The organism is Methylophilus sp. E2MeOHC9 (genome assembly GCF_058744375.1).
In genome coordinates, this window is record NZ_CP196024.1 from 3,023,114 (window position 1) to 3,048,666 (window position 25,553).

Sequence of the window (25,553 nt, forward strand, 5' to 3'; positions counted from 1 at the left end):
AGCGAAAAAACGCTGGCACCCCTTTTCAGGATGCCAGCGCAATCGCACTTGCAGCTGCTTTTTAAGTAAACAATGCAGGATTTATGCTGTTGCCCGCAATGTTTTCGCTGCCGCCACCATATTGGTTAGCGCTGGCAACACTTCTGCCCACTGGCGGGTTTTCAGGCCGCAATCCGGGTTCACCCACAAACGCTCAGCCGGCACGCGCTCAGCCGCCAGTTGCATCAACTTGACCATATAGGCCTGGTTGGGGATATTCGGCGAGTGAATGTCATACACACCCGGGCCGATCTCGTTTGGATACTTGAAAGTCTTGAACGCATCCAGCAACTCCATATCCGAACGGGATGTTTCAATGGTGATCACATCGGCATCCATGGCGGCAATCGACTGGATGATATCGTTGAATTCCGAATAGCACATATGGGTGTGGATCTGTGTTTCATCAGCCACGCCATTGGCGGTGATACGGAACGATTCCACCGCCCAGTCCAGATACGCCTGCCATTGCGTTTTGCGCAGCGGAAGGCCTTCGCGCAGTGCTGCTTCGTCGATCTGGATGACGCTGATGCCGGCTTTTTCCAGGTCCAGCACTTCCTGGCGTATCGCCAGCGCTAACTGGTAGCATGAAACAGAGCGCGGCTGGTCATCACGTACAAATGACCAGTTCAGTATCGTCACCGGGCCGGTCAACATGCCTTTCATCGGCTTGCTGGTCAGGGATTGCGCATATTTGCTCCATTGCACAGTCATGGCTTTGGGGCGGCTGATATCGCCAAACAAGATCGGCGGTTTCACGCAACGCGAACCATAAGACTGCACCCAGCCAAACTGGCTGAACGCATAGCCATCCAGCTGCTCGCCAAAATACTCCACCATGTCATTACGCTCGGCTTCACCATGCACCAGCACATCCAGACCCAGCGCTTCCTGCTCTTTCACGCTACGCGCGATTTCGGCTTCCATGGCTGTTTTATAGCCAGCCGCATCCAGGCGGCCCGCCTTGAATTCACTGCGGGCATGACGGATATCAGCGGTCTGCGGGAAAGAGCCTATGGTGGTGGTCGGGTATTTAGGCAGCTTGAGCAATGCTGCCTGTTTGCTCGCACGCACACCATAGGCATGCTGGCGCTGGCCCAATTGCGGTGTCAGTGTTTCTAGCGCGGCTTTTACCTGCGGATTATTCACGCGTTGTGAAGTACGGCGTGCTTCGATCGCTGCATGGTTACTTGCCAACTGCTCTTTTACAGCGTCACGGCCTTGATTGAGGGCGATAGCCAGAATACGTAATTCTTCCAGTTTCTGGGTGGCGAATGCCAGCCAGGATTTAATCTCGCCATCCAGCGTTTGCTCACTATCCAAATCCACTGGCACATGCAGCAACGAGCAGGATGGCGCGATCCATAAACGATCGCCCAGGCGCTCTGCGATCGGTTCCAGCCAGTCTAAAGTAGCGTTTAAATCCGTTTTCCAGATATTGCGGCCATTGATCACCCCCACAGAAAGCACTTTGTGCGCAGGCAGCATGCCTATCAGCGGCACGATCTCACTACGGGCGTTAATGGCATCCACATGCAAACCAGCCACTGGAAGATTGGCGGCCAGGTACTGGTTATCCGCCAGTTGTCCAAAGTAAGTGGCGACCAGCAGTTTCACGCGGCTGCTCTTCAATTGATGATAGGCCAGGTTAAACGCATGCTGCCATTCGGCATCCAGTTCTGTCACTAAAATAGGTTCGTCGATCTGCACCCATTCCACGCCTTGTGTGGCCAAGGTTTCCAGTAACTCTGTATAAACCTGCAACAGTTGCGGCAATAAGGCTAACTGATTCGAATCATCTTTGGTTTTACCAATTGCGAGGTAAGTCACCGGCCCGACAATGACAGGTTTGGCCTTGACGTTTTGCTCTTTGGCTTCAGCCAGTTGTTCCAGCAGGCGGGTCGCATCCAGTGTGAATCGTGTTTCAGCGGTGAACTCAGGCACGATGTAGTGATAGTTGGTATCAAACCATTTGGTCATTTCACCGGCGGCCACACCACCGCAACACTGGGCGTGGTCTTCGCCAGACTGAACAGAACGGCCACGCGCGACACGGAAATAGTTATCCAGCACATCGCCATGAAAATCCTGCACCCGCGTTGGCAAATTGCCCAGGGTAAAGCTCATGTCCAGCACCTGGTCATAAAACGCAAAGTCTGCCACCGGCGTTAAATCAAGGCCAGCTTGTAAAGCCCAGTTGCCCTGGCGTAAATGTTTACCGGTCTGCTTTAACGCTTCTAATGAAGACTGTCCTTTCCAGTAAGCCTCTAAAGCAAATTTCAATTCGCGTTTTGCGCCTATGCGCGGAAATCCAAGATTGTGTGTGGTGACCATGCTTGCCTCGTCATTAATCGTTTCAGAACACGCATTCTAGAAAACACCAAACATGAAGTATAATGGTATTATTTCAACTATCGATTAATTTTATTCATATACAAGCTATGATAGAACGTATTCATTTAGCGATTATCCGAGAGGTTGAACGGCAAGGCTCACTCACTGCCGCCGCAGAGAAATTGTTCCTGACGCAGTCAGCATTGAGTCATTCCATGAAAAAGCTTGAGCAGCAACTGGGCACGGATATCTGGCTACGTGAGGGCCGCAGTTTGCGCCTGACCCAGGCCGGGCAATATATGCTGGCCGTCGCCAACCGGCTGTTGCCACAGTTATCACTGGCGGAAGAGCGCTTGCGCCAGTTTGCCCAGGGCGAGCGTGGTACCTTGCGTATAGGCATGGAGTGCCACCCCTGCTACCAGTGGCTACTGAAAGTAGTCTCACCTTACCTGGCAGACTGGCCGGATGTGGATGTAGACGTGAAACAGAAGTTCCAGTTTGGCGGCATAGGGGCATTGTTTGGCTACGAAATTGATATGCTGGTCACGCCTGACCCGCTGTATAAACCCGGGCTGGTGTTTCAACCGGTGTTTGATTATGAGCAAGTACTGGTGGTGAATAATCAGCACGCATTAGCAAAATCGGCCTATGTCGTGCCAGAACAGTTAAGCAACGAAACGCTGATCACTTACCCGGTCGAGATAGACCGGCTGGATATTTACAACCAGTTTCTGCAACCGGCCGGCATTAGCCCGCACGTGCACAAACCGATAGAAACCACTGACATCATGCTGCAAATGGTCGCCAGTGGTCGTGGTGTCGCGGCTTTACCGCGCTGGCTGGTTGAGGAATATCAAAGCCGGTTTGATGTGACGCCGGTACAACTGGGCAAACAAGGTATTGCCAAACAGATTTACCTGGGCATACGCGAAACAGATGTGCAGATTGATTATGTGCAGGCGTTTATTCAGCTGGCGAAGACGAATGCCACACACTCAGCATGACTGACGTGCATTCGCTGCCATATCCAAAAAGGAAAAGATATTAAATCCCTTTGATATCTTTCCAGTCCAGCTCGATCACCTGGCCGGGGCCGGCATCGATCAGGATATAAAACGGACCCGGCGGACGTGGAAAGCGGATACGGGAATGGTCATCCAGTTTGCCGGAAAACAATGTTTTTTCATCATAACTGATGGCCTCCACCAGGGCATCCAGCAGCGGATGGCCATCCGATTCGCCGCCTTCGCAGACGATACTCTTGGCCTCGACCCAGCATTTGCCAATCGGGATATGGACGCCATGTGCCTGCACGGGCAAGCACACCATCAGCGCGGATAACAGTCCTATACCGGCATACAGCGAAACAGGCCGCATATTATTTTTTCTCCTGAATAAACTTCGCCGTGGCGGGAGACAAGCGCTCAATCGCAAACGCCTGCTGGTAAACCTCGCCCGCCTTGCTCTCTACGGTGAGCCAGAACTGGTCTTCCAGCGTGGCTGCCGGAGGAATGTAAATGGCCACTTCACGCGTCCATCTTGCACCATGGAAGGCAAGCCCTGCCGCACGCAGCGAGCGCGGCTTGCGGATCTTGAGATAAGCAGCACGGATCTCGCTGTCGCACGCTTCGCAAAAGCGCAGGTGAAACTCCTTGACCGGTGTATTGCCAGCAAAAAACTCGGGGCCTTCCTGATTTTCTTCGGCAATCACAAAGGTCCAGGGGCCGATCTGTCCATGCATGGCATCCGCACGCAACACCGCCTGTTCGGACATTTTCCAGGCATTGAACACCACCCAGGCTGGCAGACCGATCAATGCCAGAATCAATAAACCGCGTGTGACTGTGGACAACGGCCGATCAGGGAATGGCGGTAACGGTTTTTCTTTGCGGACAGCGTGCTTGGGCTGTAACGGCCACCACGGCAGCAGAAACACCAGCAACATGCCGGTGGCAGTCAACGAACCTAACAGCAATACCGGGCCGATATTCCAGTGCCAGCCTGCCACGCCGAACCCCAGCGCGATCGCCAGCAACACCCAGCCGAGGCAATAGAGCGTCTTTCGCTGAGTAACATTGAGCATGCGTCCGGTCAGTTCGCGGCTATGTTTTTCCATACTCATCGCCAGCGCGGCAAACCCGGCCAGGGCAAACAGGAACACACTTGCATAATGCATCATCATAACGCGGCTCCCGGCATCAGCCACCAGCATAACAACCACAATGGCAGCGCAGTCACCAAGAGTCCCAGCCAGGCCCGGGTAGCCGTGCTGGTCGCAAATACCCAGAACACCACTGCCGCATAAAGGGCAAAACTCAGCATGGTGGCCGCCAGTGTCGCTTCTGAGCGGGATACGGGCAACAGCAAGGCCAGCAGTACTGAAAGTGCGGAGGTCAGCGCATAACCACCTATGATGGCGGCCAGGATACGAGAGGCCACCATCAGGCGATAGCGCATCATTTTGCTCATCTTCAATGCAGTGATTTTTTTCATGATCTGGCTTCCTGCTGCAACCAGCGCTTGTTCAGCTTATAGGCGATATAGGCAAAAGCCGCGGCAAATCCCAGCATGGTCAGGTCAAACCCTGCCAGCACCCAGTCTCCGTGTGGCAGGGAAACACCCAGGTGTTTGTCGGTGGTCAAAAAATTCAGCACAGGAATCAATCCGAACGCCGCGACGGCAATCAGCAGGCTTTCCAGCCAGGCGCGCTTGAGTGGGCGCAAACCCGCGTAGATAAACATCCAGCCCCAGGCAGCAAACAGGCAATGAATCTCCCAGTTAGCGCGGTCTGCCATTTCTACCGGCAACAAACGATTCGCCCAGAAATACATGGCTACGGCTACGGGCAGGCCGACGATGGTGCCTACGTTCAGCCCTTCTACCAGGCGGTGACCAAAACCTGGCCTGCCTGCCTGTTTTCCGGAATCAGCCGCTTTGCCCATATATTGATTACGCCGCTTGACTGTCCACAGCACCAGGCCGGTGCCTATCATCGCGCAACCCAGTACACCAGACAGGAAATACAGCCAGCGCAGCCACCAGCCGGCAAAGTGCCCTTCGTGTAAAGCCAGCATCACATTGCGTGTCAGCATGGTGGCATTCGTCGCATGATCGAATGTGACCGGCGCACCGGTCAACGCATCAAAGCGCAGCTTGGGCGGGAAACCACGATTCAGCATAGACGAATACCCGGCCATGACTTCCACATAAGGGCCTTCATTGACCGGATGTCGTAATGTCACTGTTGCTACGGGCATTTCCGGCCCCCAGGCGGCCTGGGCAGTCGCGATCATTTTATCCACGTCAGCCACAGGGCGTTTGACCGGTGTAAATACCTTATCCACTGAATCGCGTTTGAATAACTCGTCGTACAACTGCCGCAATTGCTTTTCAGAACTACCATACATGACATCTTTCACCGTAGGCATGTACTGAAAGGTATAAAACACCAGTCCACTGTAAGTGATCATGATAAAGAACGGCAGCGTCATCACGCTGATGACATTATGCGCATCCAGCCAGCTGCGTTGCCCCTTGCCAGGGCGAAACGTAAAGAAATCCTTGAAGATTTTTTTGTGGGTAATGATGCCGCTGATCATCGCCAGGAACATGAACATGGTACATACGCCGACAATACGGAACGCGATCTCGTAATCGATGTAATGCAGCGCATAGTGCATCTCGTACAATTCCCAACCGCCACCGGTTTCCCTGCCTTCGACCGGCTTTTCATGCGCGCCGGTGACCGGGTCAAAACTTTCATTGCCATTACGCCCGCGCTCCTGGCCAGGGCGTGGCATGTCCTCCCAACCGATCGCGGCTTCCCTGTCGGTACGCTCGGCGACAGCAGGATGTGGCAATGTGACATTCCACATCCTGGCACTGGGTGCCACCTGCTCCAGCCGGTCAAACGCCAGCTTTAACACCTGTGCGGACGGCACTTCTACCACCGGTTTGGCTAATGGCAGCTCTGGTTGCATCCAGCGCGTGATCTCGGCGTTCATGTAGCCGGTGGAACCGGTCACGAACATAAAAAACAATACCCAGCCAACCAGCAATCCTACCCAGGTATGTAGCCAGGCCATGCTCTGGCGAAAACCATCTTTCACAACAAATCCTTGTTCTTTTCAATCAAAAAGCGGATAGAAATACTATCCGCCCGGAATCTCACTGCTGCCTGCGATTTCAGCCAGGACATCAAGTTAAATTTAGCCTTCTTACATGTAATGACACGCGAGAATGAAAAAAGGACACCCGATCACGCAAAAAAAATGACTTTTTACTCAGTTTGCTGATATTCATGGTCTTTTGATCATTAAAACCAACACCCGCGATGGCTAGCCTTCAATAAAAATGCCTCCCTGATTTCAGCCAGGAAGGCACTTTTACACACATGCGCGACTAGAACGTATATCGGGCGGTGATTCTGGCGCTTCTGGGTTCACCATAGCTTTCCCAGGCCCAGTTGGCAGAGGAAACGCCACGGTAATAGGTTTTATCCAGCAGGTTGTTGATATTGAGCTGGAAATCGAGCGCCTTGCTGGCTTTGTAACCGACGATCAGGTCTACCAGCGTATAAGCCTTCTGTTCAACATCATCAGTGGTACCAGCTTCTGAAGCGATGGTGTAAATGCGGCTTTGGCGATAAACGTTAGCCCCCACTCGCCAATCTGACCAGTCACCCAGCAAGCGATACATGGTGGTTAATTTGAACATATGCTCAGGTGATAAGGTATTGAAGCGATCACCTTTATCATAGCTGTCATCCTTGATGTACTCGGTATTGGTATAAGTATAACCAGCGCCAACCTGCCAGTTAGGCTGCAATGCGCCCTGCACTTCCATGTCGACGCCGCGGCTGCGTACTTGGCCACTGGCTTCGGCACAGCTGGTGCCTACCGTACACTGGCTGACATCCCTGACCGCACGTGAGCGATTGTTCTGGTTGATTTGGAACACGGCAACGCTGGTGTTCAGGGCGCCATTCAGATACTCACCTTTGAGCCCCAGTTCGTGGTTCTCGCCATCGATAGGGCGGATCACATTACCATCGCGCCCGAGACTGCTTTGCGGACTGAAAATATCGGTAAAGCTGGCATACAGTGAGTGCTGCTCATTGATATCGTAAATCAGCCCGGCATAACGGGTGACATTGCGCACCACTTCATAATCCGAGTTGTTACGGTAGTTATCGAAGTCATACCAGTCCAGCCGACCACCCAATATCAATTTCCATTGATCAGCCAGATTGAGGCGGGAGGTCACATATACTCCGTCTTGCTGTATGCGTGTATGCCCGGTGTTCGCATAAGGCAGCGCTGGTTTGGCCAGGGCGCTGCCACTCCAGTTATAGATATCGGTATTGCTGCCGAAGTAGGTGGTCCGGTAATTGTTGGGGCTGGCGTCAAACTGGTTACGATTGCCGCCAAACGCCACTTCATGCTGGCGCCCGAACAAATCATATTTGCCGTTCACCACCAGGTCATAGCTGGAAGCCTTGTTTTCCTGGTCTCCGCGCCAGGCCATCAGATCACGGCTGACCGTGCCGCCAGTGTTGGTAGTGCGCATAAAAGTACCAACACCATCGGTGTGGTTCCACATATAAGTGGTGCTGAATCTCAACTTCCAGTCCTGATTGAAACTGTGTTCAAGAATGGCAAAAAGACTCCTGTTTTCCTGGTCCAGGTATTCCCAGTTATTCGCCAGGCTGACAGAACGGTTCAGTTTGACATGGCTGCCATCCGGATTGACTGGCAAGCCGCCCCACCATGATCCGTTGGTCCTGTCTTTCTGGGTAAAACCACCCACTGTCAGTTTGGTTTTATCAGAAAGGTCGATCTCGCTGATGCCATACAGCAGATGGTTTTCATAGCCCTGCCCATCACGGAAACTGCCCGAGTCTTGCACCGAAGCCACCACACGCCCACGTACCGAGGCTGCTTCGTTCATCGCGCCGCCCAGGTCGAGGATGCTGCCATAATTATCCCAGCTGCCGGCGTAAGCCGTCACAGAGCCTTTGAATTCGCTGGTCGGCCGTTTGCGTATCAGGTTAATGGCTGCCGAAGGATTACCTGCGCCCTGCATCAAACCAGTCGCGCCACGCACGACTTCTACCCTGTCATACATGGCCAGGTTAGCCTGCGCACTGGGGATGTAAGAGGACCATGGCGCCAGCGAACCGTCGTACATGATATTGCTGACACCAAATCCGCGCGCCTCGAAATTGGGACGTCCAGTGCCATCAGCATTACTGAGAAAAACACCCGGCGTGCTTTTCACTACATCCGTGATATTGAGCATGCCCTGGTCATCCATACGCTGACGCGTGATCACGGTCACCGCCTGTGGTGTCTCACGGATAGACAGCGGCAGGCGAGTCGCCGTACTCATGGATTGAGTGGTGTAGGAAGTCGTCCCTTCGGTCAGTGATTCATCCTGCGTTTTATCTGCCACCAGGACTTCCGGCAAGGTACTGACTTGCTGGTCCGCCGCCCTGACGACAGTAAAGCTGTTGTTACCGGTGTCTTTGAGCATCAGGCCAGAACCTTGCAGCAGTTTTTCCAGCGCCCGGCGCAATTCATATTTACCCTTGAGCGCAGGCGCAGTGTGCTTTTCAGTCAGGTCAGTAGAAAAAGAAATCCTTTCGCCTGATTTCAACGCCAGTGCATTCAGGGCCTGGTCCAGTGACTGGCTTGGGATATCCAGCTCCAGCGAGGCCGCCTGGCTGTGCATGGCGGCTGATAGCAGCAGGCCTGCCAAGGTTAATTTGAAGCCGGCCAGATGGTGTTGCCGGGCATGTTGATGCATAGAAAACATGAAACTCCCCTATTGGTTCACCTTCTAAATGAAGGTTTCATTAGGGTTGGCACTTGAAACAGAAAAATGTGTAGGTGGTGGCAGAATTTTTTTATTCAGCGCTCAGGAGGGCTGCTTGTGGGTTTTCCTGATCAGCACTTCGCCATCGGCTGTGCGTGCGATTTCAACCGGCAGGCTCTGCGCCAGATCCTGGATCAAGGTTTCCAATGCCGCGGCATCATAGACGCCAGAGACCCGCATGCCTGCGACCGCCTGATCGACATGTATGGTCATGGCACTGTAGCGCTGAACTTCATTGACCACCTGGCGCAATGGCGTTCCATTAAACACCAGCTTGCCTTGCTGCCAGGCCGCTTCATGATCCAGGTTGATAGTGTTTACATGGCTCAGGGTGCCCAGTTGTGACTCTATGGCCTGCCCTGTGGTGAGTATCTGGTACTGGTCTCCGGCATTCACTTCAACCGCCCCCTCCAGTACGGCCACGCGCACACTGTCGGCTTTTAAACGGACGTTAAAGCGGGTGCCTATATCTTTCACGCGCACATCCTGCGCCACCACGCTGAAAGGACGCCAGCCATGGCTGACGGTAAAAGCCGCTTCACCCTGCACCAGCTGTAGTTGCCTTGTGCGCAGGTGGCGCTCGACCTTGAGGACACTATTGGTATTCAGCACCACGTTGCTGCCATCCGGCAGCACATGGCTGGCCTGTTTGCCTATAGGGGTGGACAGGGTTTCTATCCGCCAGGCCGGATCTATCACCACCGTCGCGATGGCCAGTAATAAAACTGCCGTGCTGATGCTGCGCTTTCTGGCCTGTTTACGACGCTGACTCAGCAGCTTCGCTTCTTGCAGGATAGCGTCGCTTGAAGGAAACAATGTCCGTAACTCATCTTCGTAGGCTGTAAAAACATCCTTGCGTAGGGCCGATGTTTGCGGAGATACCGCTTGATTTGCAGGTTTGCTCAAGATTGATCCCCCCAGCGCGATTGATAGTACAGTTGTAGTGGCGGCCATTTCTCCGCGATTTCGCGTATCGCCCGGCGATAGTGCTGGGTGACCATGGTTCTGGAAATATCCAGTTCTTTTGCGATCTCCTGCTGGCTGAAGTCATACAGCCGGTGCAGCAAAAACACCTGGCGGGCACGCGGTGGCAAGCCTTCAATCACGGCATGCAGGCTGATCACATTTTGCTTGAGGGCAAGCAGATACTCACCTGACTCTGCATGTGCATAATCAGGCAGTTCTTCGACAACATCAATATACTCGGCACGCAGGTTTTCGCTACGGATGCGATTGAGCGCACCATTGGCAGAGGCTTTGCGCAGATAGGCCAGCGGTTGCTGAATCTCTAACAAGACAGGGCGCTCAATCAGCTTGACGCACAGATCATGCACCACATCCTGTGCAAACTCGCGTCCGCCAAATTTGCGCCTGACATAATCGATCAGGTCATCGTAATGGATGGTTAAGGCATGGATCAAAGAAGGATACTTGGGCTGTTGCGACAACGGGAGATGGCCAATCATGGATGATCAAAACAGCCACAAATGATAACGATTATCGTTTAATATATCCAGCACTTCTTCAGAATCTTGCCAGCGCCATCAATATTGCGAGATGATTTTCAGCAAAATTGTCATCAATACCTCAGGTGAGCAATGCCTGCGCGGTGTCTATCCATGGGAATCAAAAATCAGGCAATGCAGGCATGCGTCCGCATATCCGGCCATCGTCACATGTGTGCAAAACCCCAGGTTATTGCTGTACCAGCAATAACTGTTCACGCAAGCTATCGATATCATTTTGCTCGCCACGCACAGTGAAAAAAGCACCCTCGTCTTCTGAGCGCTCATTCAATACCTGGCAAGTGGCATAAATTTTTCCGCGCAATTGCTGCGCTGTCCAGGGCAGGAATATCTCGGTTTCCACCAGGTCCTGCTGGAAAAAATCAACGATCTTCTGGCGCAGGCTAGCCACTTCATCAGGACGGCGTGCACTCATCACGATGCAATCCGGATATTTCAGGCACAATGCAGCTTCGCATTCAGCTTGCGCTGTAGCGTCACCAACAAAATCTATTTTGTTAAACACGCGGATACGCGGCACCTGATCGGCATCGATTTCTTCAAGCACTTTATCTGTCACTTCGAGCTGCCGCTCAAAACCGGGGTCGCTGGCATCGATCACATGCAGTAGCAGTGAAGCATCCAGCGCTTCATCCAGTGTCGATTTAAAAGAAGCCACCAGGCCATGCGGCAGGTTTTTGATAAAACCGACGGTATCGCTGACCAGCACGCGCGGCACACTTTCCGGGTACAAGGCGCGCACCGTGGTATCCAGCGTGGCAAACAGCTTGTTCGCTACCAGCACCTCGCTACCAGTCAGTGCGCGCATCAAGGTAGATTTTCCGGCATTGGTGTAACCAACCAGGGCGACACTCGCCATCGTCTGCCGCTCCTGACGGCGTGCACGTTGCGTTTTGCGTTCGCCGTCCATGACGATGATTTCCTGTTGCAGATCAGCAATGCGGTCACGAATCTTGCGTCTATCCAGCTCGGTATGCGACTCACCTGCCCCGCGGCCACCCGCCCCACTACGCTGACGCCCTTGTGGGCCCGCCAGTTTGGCTGCCTCACGCAAACGTGGCGCCATATAGCCAAGGCGGGCGATCTCCACCTGCGCACGTGCGGCGCGTGAGCGGGCATTGCGGTGAAAGATTTCCAGGATGACCATGGTACGGTCCATGACCTCGCAGCCGACTTCAATCTCAAGATTGCGCGCCTGGGCCGGTGAAATTTCGTGGTCGACAAGCACGGCTTCTATCTCGGGCAAGTATGCATCCGGCGACAGGGATGCTTCTTCTACGGATTCATTGCTGACGTAATCACGGATTTCTTCGCGCTTACCTATGCCAAGATAGCCCGTGGTATCAAAGCTAGTGCGCTTCTGCACAAATGTGTTGACGATTTTATAGCCCAGTGTTTTTGCAAGCTCGCGCAGTTCGTTCAGAGAGGCTTCAAACTCCATATCGCTGACATTTGGCAATTGGACAGCTGCAACCACTGCATGTCTGACGGGCTCTTTTACTTCATTTTGCATTAGGGAATAGCATCGCTTGAATGGGAGAGGCTAGATAGTACCCGTAAATGCGAGCGTCACCATCATGCGTGTTTAGATAAAATCGAAAAAATGACTGTTGCAAATGGCCTGGCAGACAAAAAGCGTGGCTTATTCTACTCAGTCAACTGAAAAAAGATGCACTTAACTAAGGATGGAAATAAAAAAAGACGCGTTGTTGCCGCGCCTTTTTTACCATTAGATTATTTATCTGCCTTTATTGATTAGCCAGTAATAGCCTATCATCAAGAGCGGGATAGCGATGGTGGCCCAGGACAGCCAGTGCCAGATGCCAGTGCCCAACAAGGCTGACAATAAACCAAACCCAGTCAGCAACGCGAGCACGATGGGCCAACCCCATATATGGATAAAGCGTTTATTCATCAAGTCCCCCTCACCAATTGCGCATGCTTTTGCTCCAGCTCGCTAATCCGTTGTTCGGTATGCTGCCGCCGCTTGATCCAGAGATACAGGCCGCTGACCAGCACCACAATCGTCACCAGGTCTAATAAAGTCCACAAGATTTTTAACGGCAAACCTCCATAATCACCAAAGTGCAGAGGTTGCGAAAGCAACAGGGTTTTTACGTACCAGGGCATTTCCCTGGTATCGGTCAATGTTGCCGTTTGGGCGTCAATCAACGCTGGACGTAACAAACGTGAAGTGACCGGCGTATTGCCTTTCATAAACACGGTGTAATGATGCGGGCTGGAAAACATGCTGCCCGGAAAAGCGACAAAGCTGACATGCATCTCGGGAACTGCTTTTTTGGCAGCCTCAATGGAATCTTGCAGAGAACCCAATTGTGTAGGTGGCGGCAAGCCTTTGTAAGGTGCGATCATTTCTGCCATCTGGTCATTTTGCCAGACAAATATCACGATCTGGCTCAGGGTATTGATCGCGCCTGTGATCCCCACCACCAATGCCCACACTAAGGTAGCCACCCCTAACAGATTATGGATATCCAGCCATTTCAGCCTGGCCTGTTTCTCCCGGCGGATAGTGCCAAACGCCAGGCGCCGCATAAACGGGTGATAAAGCACAACCCCTGACACGATGGCGGCCACAAACAGCAGCCCCATCAAGCCCAGGAACAGCATGCCGGGTATGCCGGCAAACATATCCACATGCAATTTAAGCATGACATACATAAACCCATGATCCGGCGGTGGTGCATCCAGAACCTTGGCGGTGCGGGTATCAATAAGCACGATATTCGAATCATCAGGAGAAGCATCCATGGTTTTTGCCATGGAAACCAGGGTCACATTGGGGTGCTCATCCTGCTCCCAGAACATAAATCGGATCACATCCTGAGGCCGCTGTTTCTTGGCAGCCTCCGCCACTTTGTCCAGGCTGATATTGGGCGTGCCTTCCGGCATGGCGGGCGCTTCCACCACACCAAGCAAGTGCTCGATTTCCTCATGAAAAATCAAGGGCAAGCCGGTGATGCACAGCATCAGTAGAAATGCTGTGCTGATCAGGCTGGTCCACTTGTGAATCAAATACCACTTACGGATACTCATGACATGACTTCTTTATTGATACCTGACACCATGTGATTAAAAATCTGCAGTTGCCGACAGCAGCAAGGTACGCGGCATGCCAAGGTAGATATAGCCTTCATTCGAAGTATTCCAGTAATCGCGGTTAAACAGGTTCTCGATATTGGCACGTATCGTTACAGGCGTGTCATGCAGTTTGGCTTTGTAACGGGCACCGATATCAAAGCGCGTAATGCTTGGGATAGACAGGTTATTCGCCTGATCCACATACTGCTTGCTGGTGTAAATAACCCTGGAAGTCAGTGTCAGGCCGCTGACAGGCAGCGGATCCCATTCGCCGCCCAGGCTGACTTGCCAGTCAGGCACACCGACCGCTGTATTGCCATCAAAAGCACCGCCCTGGGTTTTGACCAGCTTGCCTTGTGTATAGGCGCCGCCGCCAAGTAAACGTACACCTGGCACGACTTCACCAAACACGTTCACTTCTGCCCCGCGATTGCGCTGCTCGCCACTGACGCTGAATGTATTAGCGGTAGTCACGGCGCTTGGGCGTTCTATTTCAAACACGCTCACGGTAGTGGCCACTTTGCCCCAGTCCATTTTCACGCCCGCCTCTTTTTGCTTGGTTTTATAGGGTGAGAATGTTTGTCCGGCATTGGTGGTGCCTACTGGCGCGACCTGGCCCTGGCTCAAGCCTTCAATATAATTGGCATACAAAGACACGCGCTCCCACGGTTTGAACACTACGCCAGCCACTGGTGTGACTTCGCCCTGATCATATTTGGCACCTGATTTATCACCAGTCGGCAGGCTGTAAGCCTGTTGCTCTACATTCTGGTGTCTTGCGCCCAGGGTGACTTGCAGCGTTTCATCGAGGAAGGACAAGGTATCTGCCAGGGCATAACTGGTCAGCGTCGTTGCACCGAACCTGACCATATTGTCATTCAAGCCTGAAGTACTTGGCGTGCTGATATACACCGGTGAAAAAATATTGTTGTTGATATTGCCAGAGACCGGCACGAAATGAATATTGGTGTTTTGGCTGACCTTGGTGACACCAGCACTGACCTGATGTCCTACCGGACCGGTGCTGAATTTGAAGCGGCCACCGGCTTCAAATGATTCCGATTTCACCTCAAACAATTGCCACATGGCCGTAGAATTAAAGTTGCCATTTGCACTGGTCAGTACCGGGTTGCCGGCAACGGCGTCCATCTGGCTATTACGGCTGCCTATGCCTGCATAGATCATGATCGCATCAGTGATGTCATATTCACCACGCAACACCATGGAGCGGTCTTTCATTTGCGAATGACCATAACCCGGGTAGTTCAACTTATTGTCAGGCGCCCTTGGCATGCTGGCCAAAGCGGCATCTGCCGTAAACTGGCGTACAACGACGTTAATGGTTTCCTGCTGGTTGATAAAATCAGCAGTCACCCGTAGCTTTTCCCCGCGATAATCCAGCGCCAGGCTGCCCATGAATTCTTCCAGTTTTTGGCGATCGATAGCGGTATCGCCTTTGCGGTACATGCCGTTCAGGCGGACGCCGAATGCATTATTCTCTCCAAAGCGGCGACCTAGATCTGCAGTAGTCCCAAACACTGAATCATTCATGTAGGTGACACCAAAGCGGCTCAACGCCTCATCAGCGGCGCGTTTTGGCACAATATTGATACTGCCACCCACGTTGCCACTTGGCGGCATGCCGTTCAGCAACGAGCTAGGGCCTTTGAGTACCTCAATACGCTCTGCCATTTCAACCGGCACGCGGAAATAAGGCATCAGTCCATACATACCATTCAGGGCGATATCCTGGCTGGCAACTGTAAAACCGCGGATAGAAAAATCTTCATTGATATTGGTACGCGCACTAGTTTGTCTGACGGATGGATCATTTTGCAATACATCGCCGATACTGCGCGCCTGCTGGTCAGCGATGATGTCTGCCGTATAGTTGGTGACGTTAAACGGGACATCCAGAAAATCGCGCTGCCCCAATATGCCGGCCTTACCCTGGCGTGCGACCTGCGACCCGGCATACACTTTGTTTTCTTCTTTCACTTTTGCATCCGCCACCACCACTTCTGGGAGTGTATCAACGCTGCTAGCGGCAGGTAACGGTTGTGCTGCTTTCTGTAATTTATAACTGCCATTCTCCTGCGTGACTGCCTGCAGGCCACTGCCGCCCAGGATGGCATTCAAGCCAGGCAGTACTTCATATTGCCCGTGCAAGCCACGACTTTGCTTGCCTTGAGTTAACTTGGCATCGATTACCAGCAATATGCCTGTTTGCTTTGCATAGGCATTGAGCACCTGATCCAGCGATCCTGATGCAATATCGAATGCCTGAATGGATGCCTGCGCCTGTTGCGATGCTTCTGCATAAGCACGTGGCATATACGCCATAGAGACCAGGCCGGAAAGCAAGAGCAAACCAGCAAGCTGGCGGATACGAAACACAGGCAATGTCGCCTGGTGTTGAACTGAATGGGACATGGAAATTTCCTCGTTGAAAAAGTAGTCATCTCTCCTATCCCGAACGAGAAAATAAAAGTGCTACACCCGCAGCGAAATTTTTTGTATTAACGCAGACTTAAGCAGCGTGCACAGTCACCCAATAGCTGGAAAAATAGTCTATCCGTAGTGGCAAGGCCTGTAACAGCGATTGCAATACCCTATCGCTATCAAGCAAGGGGAAAACGCCTGAAACCACCATATTGGCCACGGTTTGATCATAGCGAATCACACCGGAACGATAGCGGCTCAACTCATCGAGGAAAGCACCCAGGCGCATTTGCTCTGCCACCAGCTTGCCATCTAGCCATGCACTTTCATTGGTATTCGGCGTTAAAGTTGAAACGGCGTCATTTGAAAATCCTGCCTGCTGGCCACTGGCAATGACCAGGCTATGTAACCCATCTTCCGGGCGCAGTTTTACTTGCCCTTGTTGTACAGACACCCGTGTTTCATGCGGTTTGAGGCGTACATTGAACTGTGTGCCTAATGCCTGGGCTGTGCCATGTCGCGTCTGCACCAGTAGCGGCCTGCTCTCATCAGCCGCGGTGCTAATAAATATCTCGCCTTGCCGCAAAATGAGCCGGCGCTCACGGTCGCTGTAGGCAATATCGACAGCGGTCGCGGTATTCATCATCAATTGGCTGCCATCCGCCAGGACGATTTTTTCTTGCTGCCCGGTATGTGTACGGTAATCAGCTGCCAGCGTTTGCCAGCTTTCACTATTGCGCACAATGGGCATGGTACCGGTGGTGACTACGGCCAGCCCCAGCATCTGCAACAATCGGCGTCTTTTGGCGGAATGTGTTTTGTCTTTGAGCAATACAACCGCGCGGTCGGGGACCAATTGCAGTTTTTGCTGCATCACCCCGATTTCACGCCAGGCCTGTTGATGCATATCACTCGCCGTCAGCCACTCCTCAAAAGATTGCTGCTCAGCGGCAGTGACTTCGCCAGACCACAACAATACCTGCCACTCCAGTGCCTGTTGTTGCGCACTTGCATAGTCGCCAGGGTGATTCAGGGCACGCTGTTGGTTCATAGTAACTCCATGCAGGCTTGTGTGGCTTTGAGCATATATTTACGGACGGCAGCGACAGAAATATCCAGCCGGTCGGCGATTTCACTATAAGTGAGGTGCTCGAAGCGAGATAGCACAAATGTCTCGCGGACTTTGACTGGCAGTTGCCCCATGACCTTGTCAAACTGGATCAGGGTTTGCAACACGATCACTTGTTGTTCGGGTGAAGGCGTGTCGACTAATGGTAGTTGCAACAGCCATTCCTGGTATGCCAATTCCAGGCGTTGACGCCGGTAAAGATCGATCATCAGGCCCTTGGCGATTTGTGTGAGGTAGGCGCGAGATTGCTCTGGCAAAGGTCTTTTTTCTGAAACGATCAGGCGTACAAAGGTATCTTGCGCCAAATCAGCCGCGGCATGCTGACAAGAGAGCTTCTTTCGCAACCAGGCTTTTAACCAACCATGATGATGACTGTACAAATGATGCAATTGCTGTTGTACAGTTGGGTCAGACATTGACATAACTAACTTTTAATAAGAATCATTATCAATGATACTGAACTTTAGCCAATCTAAGCAATAGTTACGCAAGCACCAGAACACCTGCTTACACTTTTGACCAACGAATTAACAACATGGCCTATTTATCAGCAGTGTGTTTAACTCGGGCCCATGGCTAATATAGAGAGGAAATAGAGGAGCAATACATGCTGGCAAGTGCTGCTTCTCGCTATCTCAAGACTCTGAGGCACTCTGTTGCGCTTCAGGGAAAAGCGCTTCTAAGTTTAAACACACTTCTTGCACCACTGATTGCCAGTCACCTACTTCTGTCTGGCGAAACAATCTGGCTTGCGGATACCAAGGTGTATCATGCCTGTGCAACATCCAGCGATAGTCTGGTACAAACGGCAGCAATATCCACACTGGCTTATCCATGGCCCCGGCAAGATGCGCGACTGAGGTATCCACACTGATGATGAGATCCATCGCATGCACCAGCGCTGCCGTGTCTGTAAAATCGCTGATCTGCTGTTGATGGACTGTCAGCCCCGGAATGTTTTCCAGCATGGCAGCATCGGCAGGGCGAATCTCTTTTTGCAAGCAATGAAATTCGTAGGGCAATTGCAGCAGTGGCATTAATTGTGCCAATGCCAGGCTACGCCTGTGATCATTATGATGCGTATTTGAACCAGACCACACCAGGCCTATGCGCGGGCGTTTTGCTTGGGATGCCATGACACTGGAAATCTGTGGCTGGTTGGCATACAGATAAGGCGTGTCTGCAGGGATACTGTCTACCGTGGTATTAAAAATCATAGGCAGGCTCATGAGCGGCGTATGCAGATCGTAATCAGCAAACCCCTCACCTTGCGCCACGATTTTGAATGGCAGGCCACCATGTTGAGACTGCAAAGTCTGTAACAAACTCACCAGTGCCGGTTGTACTTCAAGGATCACTTGCGCACCAAGCGCCGCGACCAGAGATGCATAGCGGCAAAATTGTATCGTGTCGCCGAGACCTTGCTCGGCATACAGCAAGACCCGCTGACCACTGACATCGGTTTGGCCTAACCATTCTGGCCTGGATGATTGTTTGCGCAGCCCTCTTGCAAACCCGGCGATGCCCAAGCCCGCCTCATATAAAGGCCAGCCTTGCGCATACTCCCCCAGGAGGATATGCATCAATGCCTGGTTCCAGCGAAATTTGCTGTATTCAGGCTCAATTGCAGCGGCAGACGCATAATCCTGCAACGCTTCTTTGATCAAGCCGCGATCCAGATATAAATTGCCGCGATTATTAAATGCCATGGCATAGTCGGGAGACAGCTCAAGCACATGATTATAGAATTCCAGCGCTTCCTGGAACTTGTCTTGCTCCGCCAGTGTATTAGCAAGATTCAGATAAGTGAAAACACTGTCGGGATCTAATAACAATGCCTGTTGGTGATCGAAGATGGCCTCATCGAAGCGTTTAACATCGTGATAGACCAATGCACGATAGTGATAGCCCACCATGGACTCAGGTTGCAATGCCACCGCATAATCAAAGTGCGCAAGTGCAAACGCATACTGTTTCAACGCTTTGAGCGCACGCCCACATCCGATCAGGGCATCGAAATGCTCAGGCATCTGAGCCAATACACGTGTGTAAAGTGCCAGAGCAGCATCAGGACTGTGTTGGTCCAATAAATGATCCGCCTCATCTAAACACTTGTTTAGTGCTGCATCTTCATTTTTTTCTGCGTTTGGTCTACTCATCATTCTCTAATTAATTCATGCACGCGAATATTGGCAAGCGCACTTAATTTAGCATAGACAAAGATTGCTAAAACGCCGAATAACCGCTGGTTACAGGTGCATATCATTAAAAAACATCGATGATACTCATACAAAAAACATACGCAAAAGCCCTTTAATTGCCCCCTAACACTTTGTACAAACTCACCTGGTTCTGTAATGCCAGTTGCTGTATCTGTAAGGCCTGCGATTGCGCATCCAGCACACTGCGTTGCGCGTCTAACAACTCCAGATATGTCACCAGACCCTGATCCAGCTTACGTTTAACCAGTTGCAGGCGGCTGCTTTCCAGGTCACTTAACCGCGTCCTGGAAGCTGATTCATCCGCAATGGCCGTGCGGGTAGACAATACATCCATCACCTCCCTGAATGCGGTTTGTATGGTTTTTTCGTAATTAGCCACTTCAATATGCTGGCGTGCTTCTGCCAGGCTGAGGTTGGCTTTGTTACGTCCATAGTTAAAGATAGGGATCACCAGTTGCGGACTGAATGCCCAGTAGTTGCTGCCGGTATCGGAGAACAGTTTTGAAAAATCCGAATTGACCAGGCCGACATTGGTAGTCAGTTGCAGACGCGGGTAAAACGCAGCTCTGGCGGCGCCAATATTGGCATTGGCGGATTTTAGCTGGTGCTCGGCAGCGCGGATATCGGCCCTTCTGGTGAGCAGGGTCGAAGGTAATCCGGCGGGCGCGGTGCCTAGTTTCAGGGCCTCCAAAGGCTTGACCGTTAACACTGTGCGCTGTGAAGGTTCGCCTAACAATAAATAGAGCGCATTTTTGGTGGTTTCCAGCTGGCGCTGCCATTGCGCGTATTGCGCCTGCACTTGCTCGACCTGGATCTGCGCGGCTTTCACATCCAGTATCTGGTCCAGGCCTGAGTCAAAACGGCGCTGCGTGCGCTGCAGGGTCTGTTTCCTATCGTCCAGCGTTTGCTGTGCCAGTTTGAGTTGCGCGTGTATGGTCAACAGATTGACGTATTGGGTGGCGATTTCGGTGATGAGTGTCGCCTGTATAGCCTGCCGGTTTTCCGCGACGGCCAGGTATTGTTCCAATGCAGCTTGCGACAGACTTTTAACGCGGCCAAAGAGATCGACTTCGTAATCGGAAATGCCTAGCCCTAACCTGAATAACTCTGCTTCAAATGCCTGGCTGGAGCTGAATACGGTTCTGCTACGGTCGTAAGCCAGATTGCCTTGTACTGTCGGCAAACGGTCGGCTTTCTGGATGCCGTAAGTAGCCTTGGCTTCATCCAAGCGCAACACAGCGGTTTTCAGGTCACGGTTGTGTTCCAGACCGACCTGTATCAGTTTCTGTAGATCCGCATCCGGGAAATAGCTTTGCCAGGTCAATGGCGGCGCTTCGGTGGCCGTATCACTGACGGCTTGTCCGGGGTAAGTTTCAGGCACTGGCGCTGCCGGCCTGAAATATTCGGGGATCATAGAGCAACTGCTGACCGCAAGCATTAACCCCAACCACAATGTGAGTCTACTTAACTTCATGCAACATCCTTGGTGGCCGCTGGCTTGTGCATCCAGCGTCCGACCACAATAAAAAACAGCGGAACAAAAAAGATGGCCAGCAAGGTCGCTGCAATAATGCCGCCGAGCACGCTGGTACCGATCGCGATTTGCGCACCGGAGGCAGCGCCGGTTGAAAACGCCAGCGGCAATACACCCACACCGAATGCCAGTGAGGTCATCACAATCGGGCGTAACCGCTCTTTGGCAGCCAATAAACTCGCTTCAATCAGCGGCATGCCTTGCAACACATGTTCGCGGGCAAACTCCACGATCAGAATAGCGTTTTTGGCGGATAAACCTATGGTGGCGATCAGGCCTACCTTGAAGTAGATATCATTCGGCAAGCCACGGATGGTCACGCCTAACAATGCACCCAACACGCCCAGCGGTACCACCAGCATCACCGCAAACGGGATCGCCCAACTCTCATACAAGGCTGCCAGCACCAGGAATACTACCAAAATGGATAGTCCGAACAGCATTGCGGCCTGGCTACCGGATTGTTTCTCCTCCAGCGACTGCCCTGCCCATTCAAAGCCTATGCCTTTACCCAGGCCCTGCACTATTTTTTCTATGGTCTGCATGGCTTCGCCACTGCTGTAGCCTGGCCCGGCCCCGCCATTGATATTGTATGAGGGGAAGCCATTAAAGCGCGTGCGCTGCGGCGAACCCATGCCCCATTCCAGCGTCATGATGGAAGACAGTGGTACCAGGCTGCCATCGGCAGCTTTCAGGCGGATCTTCTTGATATCGTCCAGTGTCTGGCGCTGTTTGCCATCAGCTTGTATCAACACCCGGCGCACCTGGTTGCCATAGACAAAATCGCCCAGGTAATCAGAGCCGAGCAAGCTGGCCAATGTCGTATTGACCTCATCGAGGGAAATACCCAGGGCATTGGCCTTGCTGCGGTTCAGCTGCATATTCACCACCGGCGTATCGTACAAACCGGCAAATAATACATTGGCCAACTCAGGATGTTTTGCTGACTCGGCAATCAAGGTATCGCGCGCTTTCATCAGCGTTTCGTTACCTACATTGGCCCTGTCTACCAGTTTCAGGTCCAGCCCGCCCACACTGCCTAACTCAGGCAAGGGTGGCGCATTCATGGCAAAAATACTTAAATTGGGTCTGCCATAAAACTTCTGGTTCACCCTATCCACAATTGCCTGTACCTGCTGCTCGGCTTTGGGCCGCTCGGACCAGTCTTTCAGGGTAATAAACAGCATGCCGCTATTGGTGCTGGTGCCGTAAAAGCTAAAGCCACCGACCTCAAAGATAATATCCACCGGTTCATTTTTCTGGATATAACTGCTCATATCCGCCAGCACTTCTGCGGTTTCTGCCAGGGTCGAACCTTGTGGCAGCGACACCATGACCATAAAGTTACCCTGGTCTTCTTCCGGCAGGAAAGCGCCCGGCAAACGCATAAACAACCAGCCGACCAATCCCACGATCAGGGCGAAGATGGCCAACCAGCGCAATGGCTTGTTGAGCAGGCCACCGGTCAGTGAGGTATACCGTTCAGTCAGCCGCTGGAAGCTGCGGTTGAACCAGACGAAGAAACCCGCTTTGGCACCCGACTCATGACGTAACAGTGTCACACACAACGCAGGTGTCAGCGAAAGCGCCAGAAATGCGGAAAACGCGATCGATACCGATAATGACAGTGAGAACTGGCGGTAAATATTACCGACTGCGCCACTGAAAAAGGCCATCGGGATAAATACCGACACCAGCACCGCAGTGATGCCGACCACGGCACCGCTGATTTGCGACATGGCTTTCACGGTCGCATCATAGGCTGAGAGGCCCTCATCGACAATCAGGCGCTCGACGTTTTCCACCACCACGATGGCATCATCCACCAGGATACCAATCGCCAGCACCACGCCAAACATGGTGAGTACGTTGATGGAATAACCCAGCCAGTACATGACGGCGAACGTCCCCATCAGGGCAATCGGCACCACAATGGTCGGGATCAGCGTGGCGCGCAGGTTCTGCATAAACAGGTACATGACCAGGAACACCAGAATCACCGCTTCTACCAAGGTTTGAATGACTTTTTTGATCGAGATAGAGACGAAAGCAGATGAGTCATACGACAGCTGGAACACCACATTTGGCGGAAAGTACGGCTGCATCTGCTCCATGGCGACTTTGACGCGCTTGATGGTTTCTACCGCGTTGGAACCAGGCGCCAGCTTGATCGCCATCCCGGCAGCATTTTTGCCGTTCACTTTGGAGCTGAAGTTATAGTCACTACTGCCCAGTTCTACGCGGGCCACATCCTTGACCAATAATGCTGATCCGTCCGGCTGGGTGCGGATAGGCACACTTTCAAAATCTGCCACCGTTTTGAGTGTGGCTTCGGCTTCGAGTGACACACTCAACGGCGAGCCTTCCGGCACACCACTGGCACCGACCTGGCCTAAGGTCAGCCTGGCATTGTAGCTACGCAAGGCATTGGAGATTTCCGTCACGCTGACATTCAGGCCCGCCATTTTCTGTGGGTCCGGCCAGATGCGCATGGCATATTCCGGGCTGAAAGACTGCACCTTGCCCACACCCTGCACGCGCTTGAGGGTGGGCATGACAGTGGCAGACGACAGCTCGCCAAGGTCGATTTCACTATAGCGGTTATCTTCAGAAGTCAGCGAGACGATCAACTGGAAGCTGTCTGCCGATTTTTCAACCGAAATGCCGCTACGGCGCACGATCTCCGGCAAACGCACTTCTACACTTTTAAGCCGGTTTTGCACATCTACTGCGGCAAGGTCAGGGTTAGTGCCCTGGCGGAAAGTGACGCTGACAGACGCCGTGCCCAGGTTACTAGTGGCCGATACATACATCAGGCCTGGCATACCGTTCATTTCGCGTTCAATAATCGAAGTCACGGTTTCTTCTACCACCTTGGCAGACGCACCGGGATAACTCGCGGCAATATTCACCACCGGTGGTGCAATATCCGGATACTGTGCAATCGGTAATTGCTTGATGGCGATCAGGCCTGCCAGCACGATCAGGATGGCGATCACCCAGGCAAAAATCGGTCTATCAATAAAAAAACGACTCATGGATTAACTTTCTGCATATGACCGATCAAGGTGCAACAGCCCTGGTGATTTTGTCTGTCGCATTCACCTGTTTAGGCGATACTTTGATGCCCGCCGTTTGCGTGGCGGCATTGGTCACCACCACCTGCTCGCCTGGTTTTAAGCCCTGCTCAACCACCCATTGCTTGTTGACTACGCTACCGGTTTGTACCTCACGTGACTCCAGCTCATTTTTGGCATTCAGTACCCAGACACGGGTAGAAAACTGGTCGCGGATCAGTGCATCCCTGGGGATTAGGATGGCATTCGGATTGGTCGCCTGGCGGATTTTTAGCCATACATATCCCCCTGGCATCAGTTCTTGCTGAGGGTTCTCAAAAATGGCACGCATCACCACTGAATCCGTGGTCTGGTTGACGGATACATCTGAGAAAGAGAGTTTCCCGGCGCTAGGATAAGACGACCCATCTGGCAGGATCAATTCGATTTTAAATGTGCCATCGTTACCCTTGAGCTGCCCATCGCGCAGTGCTTTGCGCAAAGCAAACACTTCCGACGAAGATTGCGCAAAATTCACATACACTGGGTTCACTTGTTCCACCGTGGTCATGTGCGTGGCTTCATCCTTACCCACCAGCGCGCCCTCAGTCACCAGCGCACGCCGCGCGACGCCATCAATCGGTGCCGCCACATTGGCATAGCCTACATCCAGTTTGGCGCGATTCAGTTTGGCTTGTGCGGCAGCCACTTCAGCTTTTGCCAATTGTGCCTCGGCTTGCGCAGCACGGTAATCGCGCTGGCTTACGGATTGATCACTCACCAGCGCCTGGTAGCGCTGTAACTTGTCATTGGCATTGGTCAGATTGGCTTCAGTCCTTGCCAATTCCGCTTCTGCTTCCAGCCGCGAAGCCTGTAATTGTTCAGGATTCAGGGCAAATAAAGTCATCCCGGCTTTCACGGTTTGCCCTTCCTGGTATAAACGCCTGGCGACGATACCGGTGACGCGCGCCCGTACCTCGGCAATCCGGTAGGCTTCCACACGTCCTGGCAACTCCACCTCGGCCGGGATCTCGGCATATTGCACTTTCACCACTTCAACTTCAGGCGCACCCGCTTGCGCTTCGGCAGGGCCTTCCTGTTTGCTGCAAGCGGTTAAACCCAATTGCAAAAACAGGGCAGTGAAAAGAAAAGTGGATCTAGTCCGGAATAGCGACATACGTATGCCTTTGAATACAGATGGCCCATATTCTAACTGCAGCCATTTAATTAATCAATCGTGACTGATTAATTATTTTTTGCTATGATGGCACATATTATTTTCTATGCATTGCA

Annotated in this window: 19 protein-coding genes; 1 reads left to right on the forward strand and 18 read right to left on the reverse strand. The window is 52.4% G+C overall.

Going from position 1 to position 25,553, the window contains the following annotated elements:
* Positions 1-81: 81 nt before the first annotated feature.
* The gene (gene metE / locus ACSSVF_RS14385; protein ID WP_492404390.1) at positions 82-2,373 is read right to left on the reverse strand and encodes a 5-methyltetrahydropteroyltriglutamate--homocysteine S-methyltransferase; all 2,292 of its coding nucleotides are present in this window, start codon (positions 2,371-2,373) and stop codon (positions 82-84) included.
* Between the two features lie 107 nt (positions 2,374-2,480).
* On the opposite strand from metE, the gene ACSSVF_RS14390 reads away from it, so the two are divergent.
* On the forward strand, positions 2,481-3,377 hold the full coding sequence (locus ACSSVF_RS14390) for a LysR family transcriptional regulator (RefSeq protein WP_492404392.1): 897 nt from the start codon (positions 2,481-2,483) through the stop codon (positions 3,375-3,377).
* A gap of 40 nt (positions 3,378-3,417) precedes the next feature.
* On the opposite strand, the gene ACSSVF_RS14395 is transcribed toward ACSSVF_RS14390, so the two are convergent.
* From ACSSVF_RS14395 to ACSSVF_RS14475, 17 genes are all read right to left on the reverse strand, one after another.
* Positions 3,418-3,750, reverse strand: coding sequence for a hypothetical protein (locus tag ACSSVF_RS14395; protein WP_492404394.1), 333 nt, complete (start codon positions 3,748-3,750; stop codon positions 3,418-3,420).
* A 1-nt stretch (position 3,751) separates the two neighbouring features.
* Positions 3,752-4,555, reverse strand: a complete 804-nt coding sequence (locus ACSSVF_RS14400) for a DUF3325 domain-containing protein (RefSeq protein WP_492404396.1) — start codon at positions 4,553-4,555, stop codon at positions 3,752-3,754.
* On the reverse strand, positions 4,552-4,866 hold the full coding sequence (locus tag ACSSVF_RS14405) for a DUF3649 domain-containing protein (protein WP_492404398.1): 315 nt from the start codon (positions 4,864-4,866) through the stop codon (positions 4,552-4,554). Before ACSSVF_RS14405 ends, ACSSVF_RS14400 begins: the two co-directional genes overlap by 4 nt.
* Positions 4,863-6,482, reverse strand: a complete 1,620-nt coding sequence (locus tag ACSSVF_RS14410) for a PepSY-associated TM helix domain-containing protein (RefSeq protein WP_492404399.1) — start codon at positions 6,480-6,482, stop codon at positions 4,863-4,865. The genes ACSSVF_RS14405 and ACSSVF_RS14410 overlap by 4 nt, the downstream gene beginning before the upstream one ends.
* Positions 6,483-6,774: 292 nt before the next feature.
* A complete protein-coding gene (locus tag ACSSVF_RS14415) occupies positions 6,775-9,189 on the reverse strand; it encodes a TonB-dependent siderophore receptor (protein WP_492404401.1) in 2,415 nt (804 codons plus the stop codon).
* Positions 9,190-9,291: 102 nt separating this feature from the next.
* A complete protein-coding gene (locus ACSSVF_RS14420; protein WP_492404403.1) occupies positions 9,292-10,155 on the reverse strand; it encodes a FecR family protein in 864 nt (287 codons plus the stop codon).
* Positions 10,152-10,715, reverse strand: a complete 564-nt coding sequence (locus ACSSVF_RS14425; RefSeq protein WP_492404405.1) for an RNA polymerase sigma factor — start codon at positions 10,713-10,715, stop codon at positions 10,152-10,154. The genes ACSSVF_RS14420 and ACSSVF_RS14425 overlap by 4 nt, the downstream gene beginning before the upstream one ends.
* Positions 10,716-10,944: 229 nt before the next feature.
* Positions 10,945-12,288 carry a GTPase HflX gene (hflX, locus tag ACSSVF_RS14430; protein ID WP_492404406.1) on the reverse strand — a complete coding sequence of 448 codons (1,344 nt, stop codon included), beginning with the start codon at positions 12,286-12,288 and terminating at the stop codon, positions 10,945-10,947.
* A 225-nt stretch (positions 12,289-12,513) separates the two neighbouring features.
* Positions 12,514-12,690: a hypothetical protein gene (locus tag ACSSVF_RS14435; RefSeq protein ID WP_492404408.1), complete on the reverse strand. Its 177-nt coding sequence runs from the start codon at positions 12,688-12,690 to the stop codon at positions 12,514-12,516.
* Complete coding sequence (locus tag ACSSVF_RS14440) at positions 12,690-13,832, reverse strand: PepSY-associated TM helix domain-containing protein (RefSeq protein WP_492404409.1); 1,143 nt, start codon at positions 13,830-13,832, stop codon at positions 12,690-12,692. Before ACSSVF_RS14440 ends, ACSSVF_RS14435 begins: the two co-directional genes overlap by 1 nt.
* Before the next feature lie 36 nt (positions 13,833-13,868).
* Complete coding sequence (locus ACSSVF_RS14445) at positions 13,869-16,310, reverse strand: TonB-dependent siderophore receptor (RefSeq protein WP_492404411.1); 2,442 nt, start codon at positions 16,308-16,310, stop codon at positions 13,869-13,871.
* A gap of 97 nt (positions 16,311-16,407) precedes the next feature.
* A complete protein-coding gene (locus ACSSVF_RS14450) occupies positions 16,408-17,370 on the reverse strand; it encodes a FecR domain-containing protein (protein ID WP_492404413.1) in 963 nt (320 codons plus the stop codon).
* Positions 17,367-17,864 (reverse strand): sigma-70 family RNA polymerase sigma factor, encoded by a 498-nt coding sequence (locus ACSSVF_RS14455; protein ID WP_492404415.1) that lies wholly within the window; start codon positions 17,862-17,864, stop codon positions 17,367-17,369. Before ACSSVF_RS14455 ends, ACSSVF_RS14450 begins: the two co-directional genes overlap by 4 nt.
* A gap of 219 nt (positions 17,865-18,083) precedes the next feature.
* Positions 18,084-19,610, reverse strand: coding sequence for a tetratricopeptide repeat protein (locus ACSSVF_RS14460; RefSeq protein ID WP_492404416.1), 1,527 nt, complete (start codon positions 19,608-19,610; stop codon positions 18,084-18,086).
* Positions 19,611-19,761: 151 nt separating this feature from the next.
* Complete coding sequence (locus ACSSVF_RS14465; protein WP_492404418.1) at positions 19,762-21,144, reverse strand: efflux transporter outer membrane subunit; 1,383 nt, start codon at positions 21,142-21,144, stop codon at positions 19,762-19,764.
* Entirely contained in the window at positions 21,141-24,242 is a 3,102-nt protein-coding gene (locus tag ACSSVF_RS14470) for a multidrug efflux RND transporter permease subunit (RefSeq protein ID WP_492404420.1), read from the reverse strand. Before ACSSVF_RS14470 ends, ACSSVF_RS14465 begins: the two co-directional genes overlap by 4 nt.
* Positions 24,243-24,267: 25 nt before the next feature.
* Positions 24,268-25,437: an efflux RND transporter periplasmic adaptor subunit gene (locus tag ACSSVF_RS14475; RefSeq protein WP_492404421.1), complete on the reverse strand. Its 1,170-nt coding sequence runs from the start codon at positions 25,435-25,437 to the stop codon at positions 24,268-24,270.
* Between the last annotated feature and the right edge of the window lie 116 nt (positions 25,438-25,553).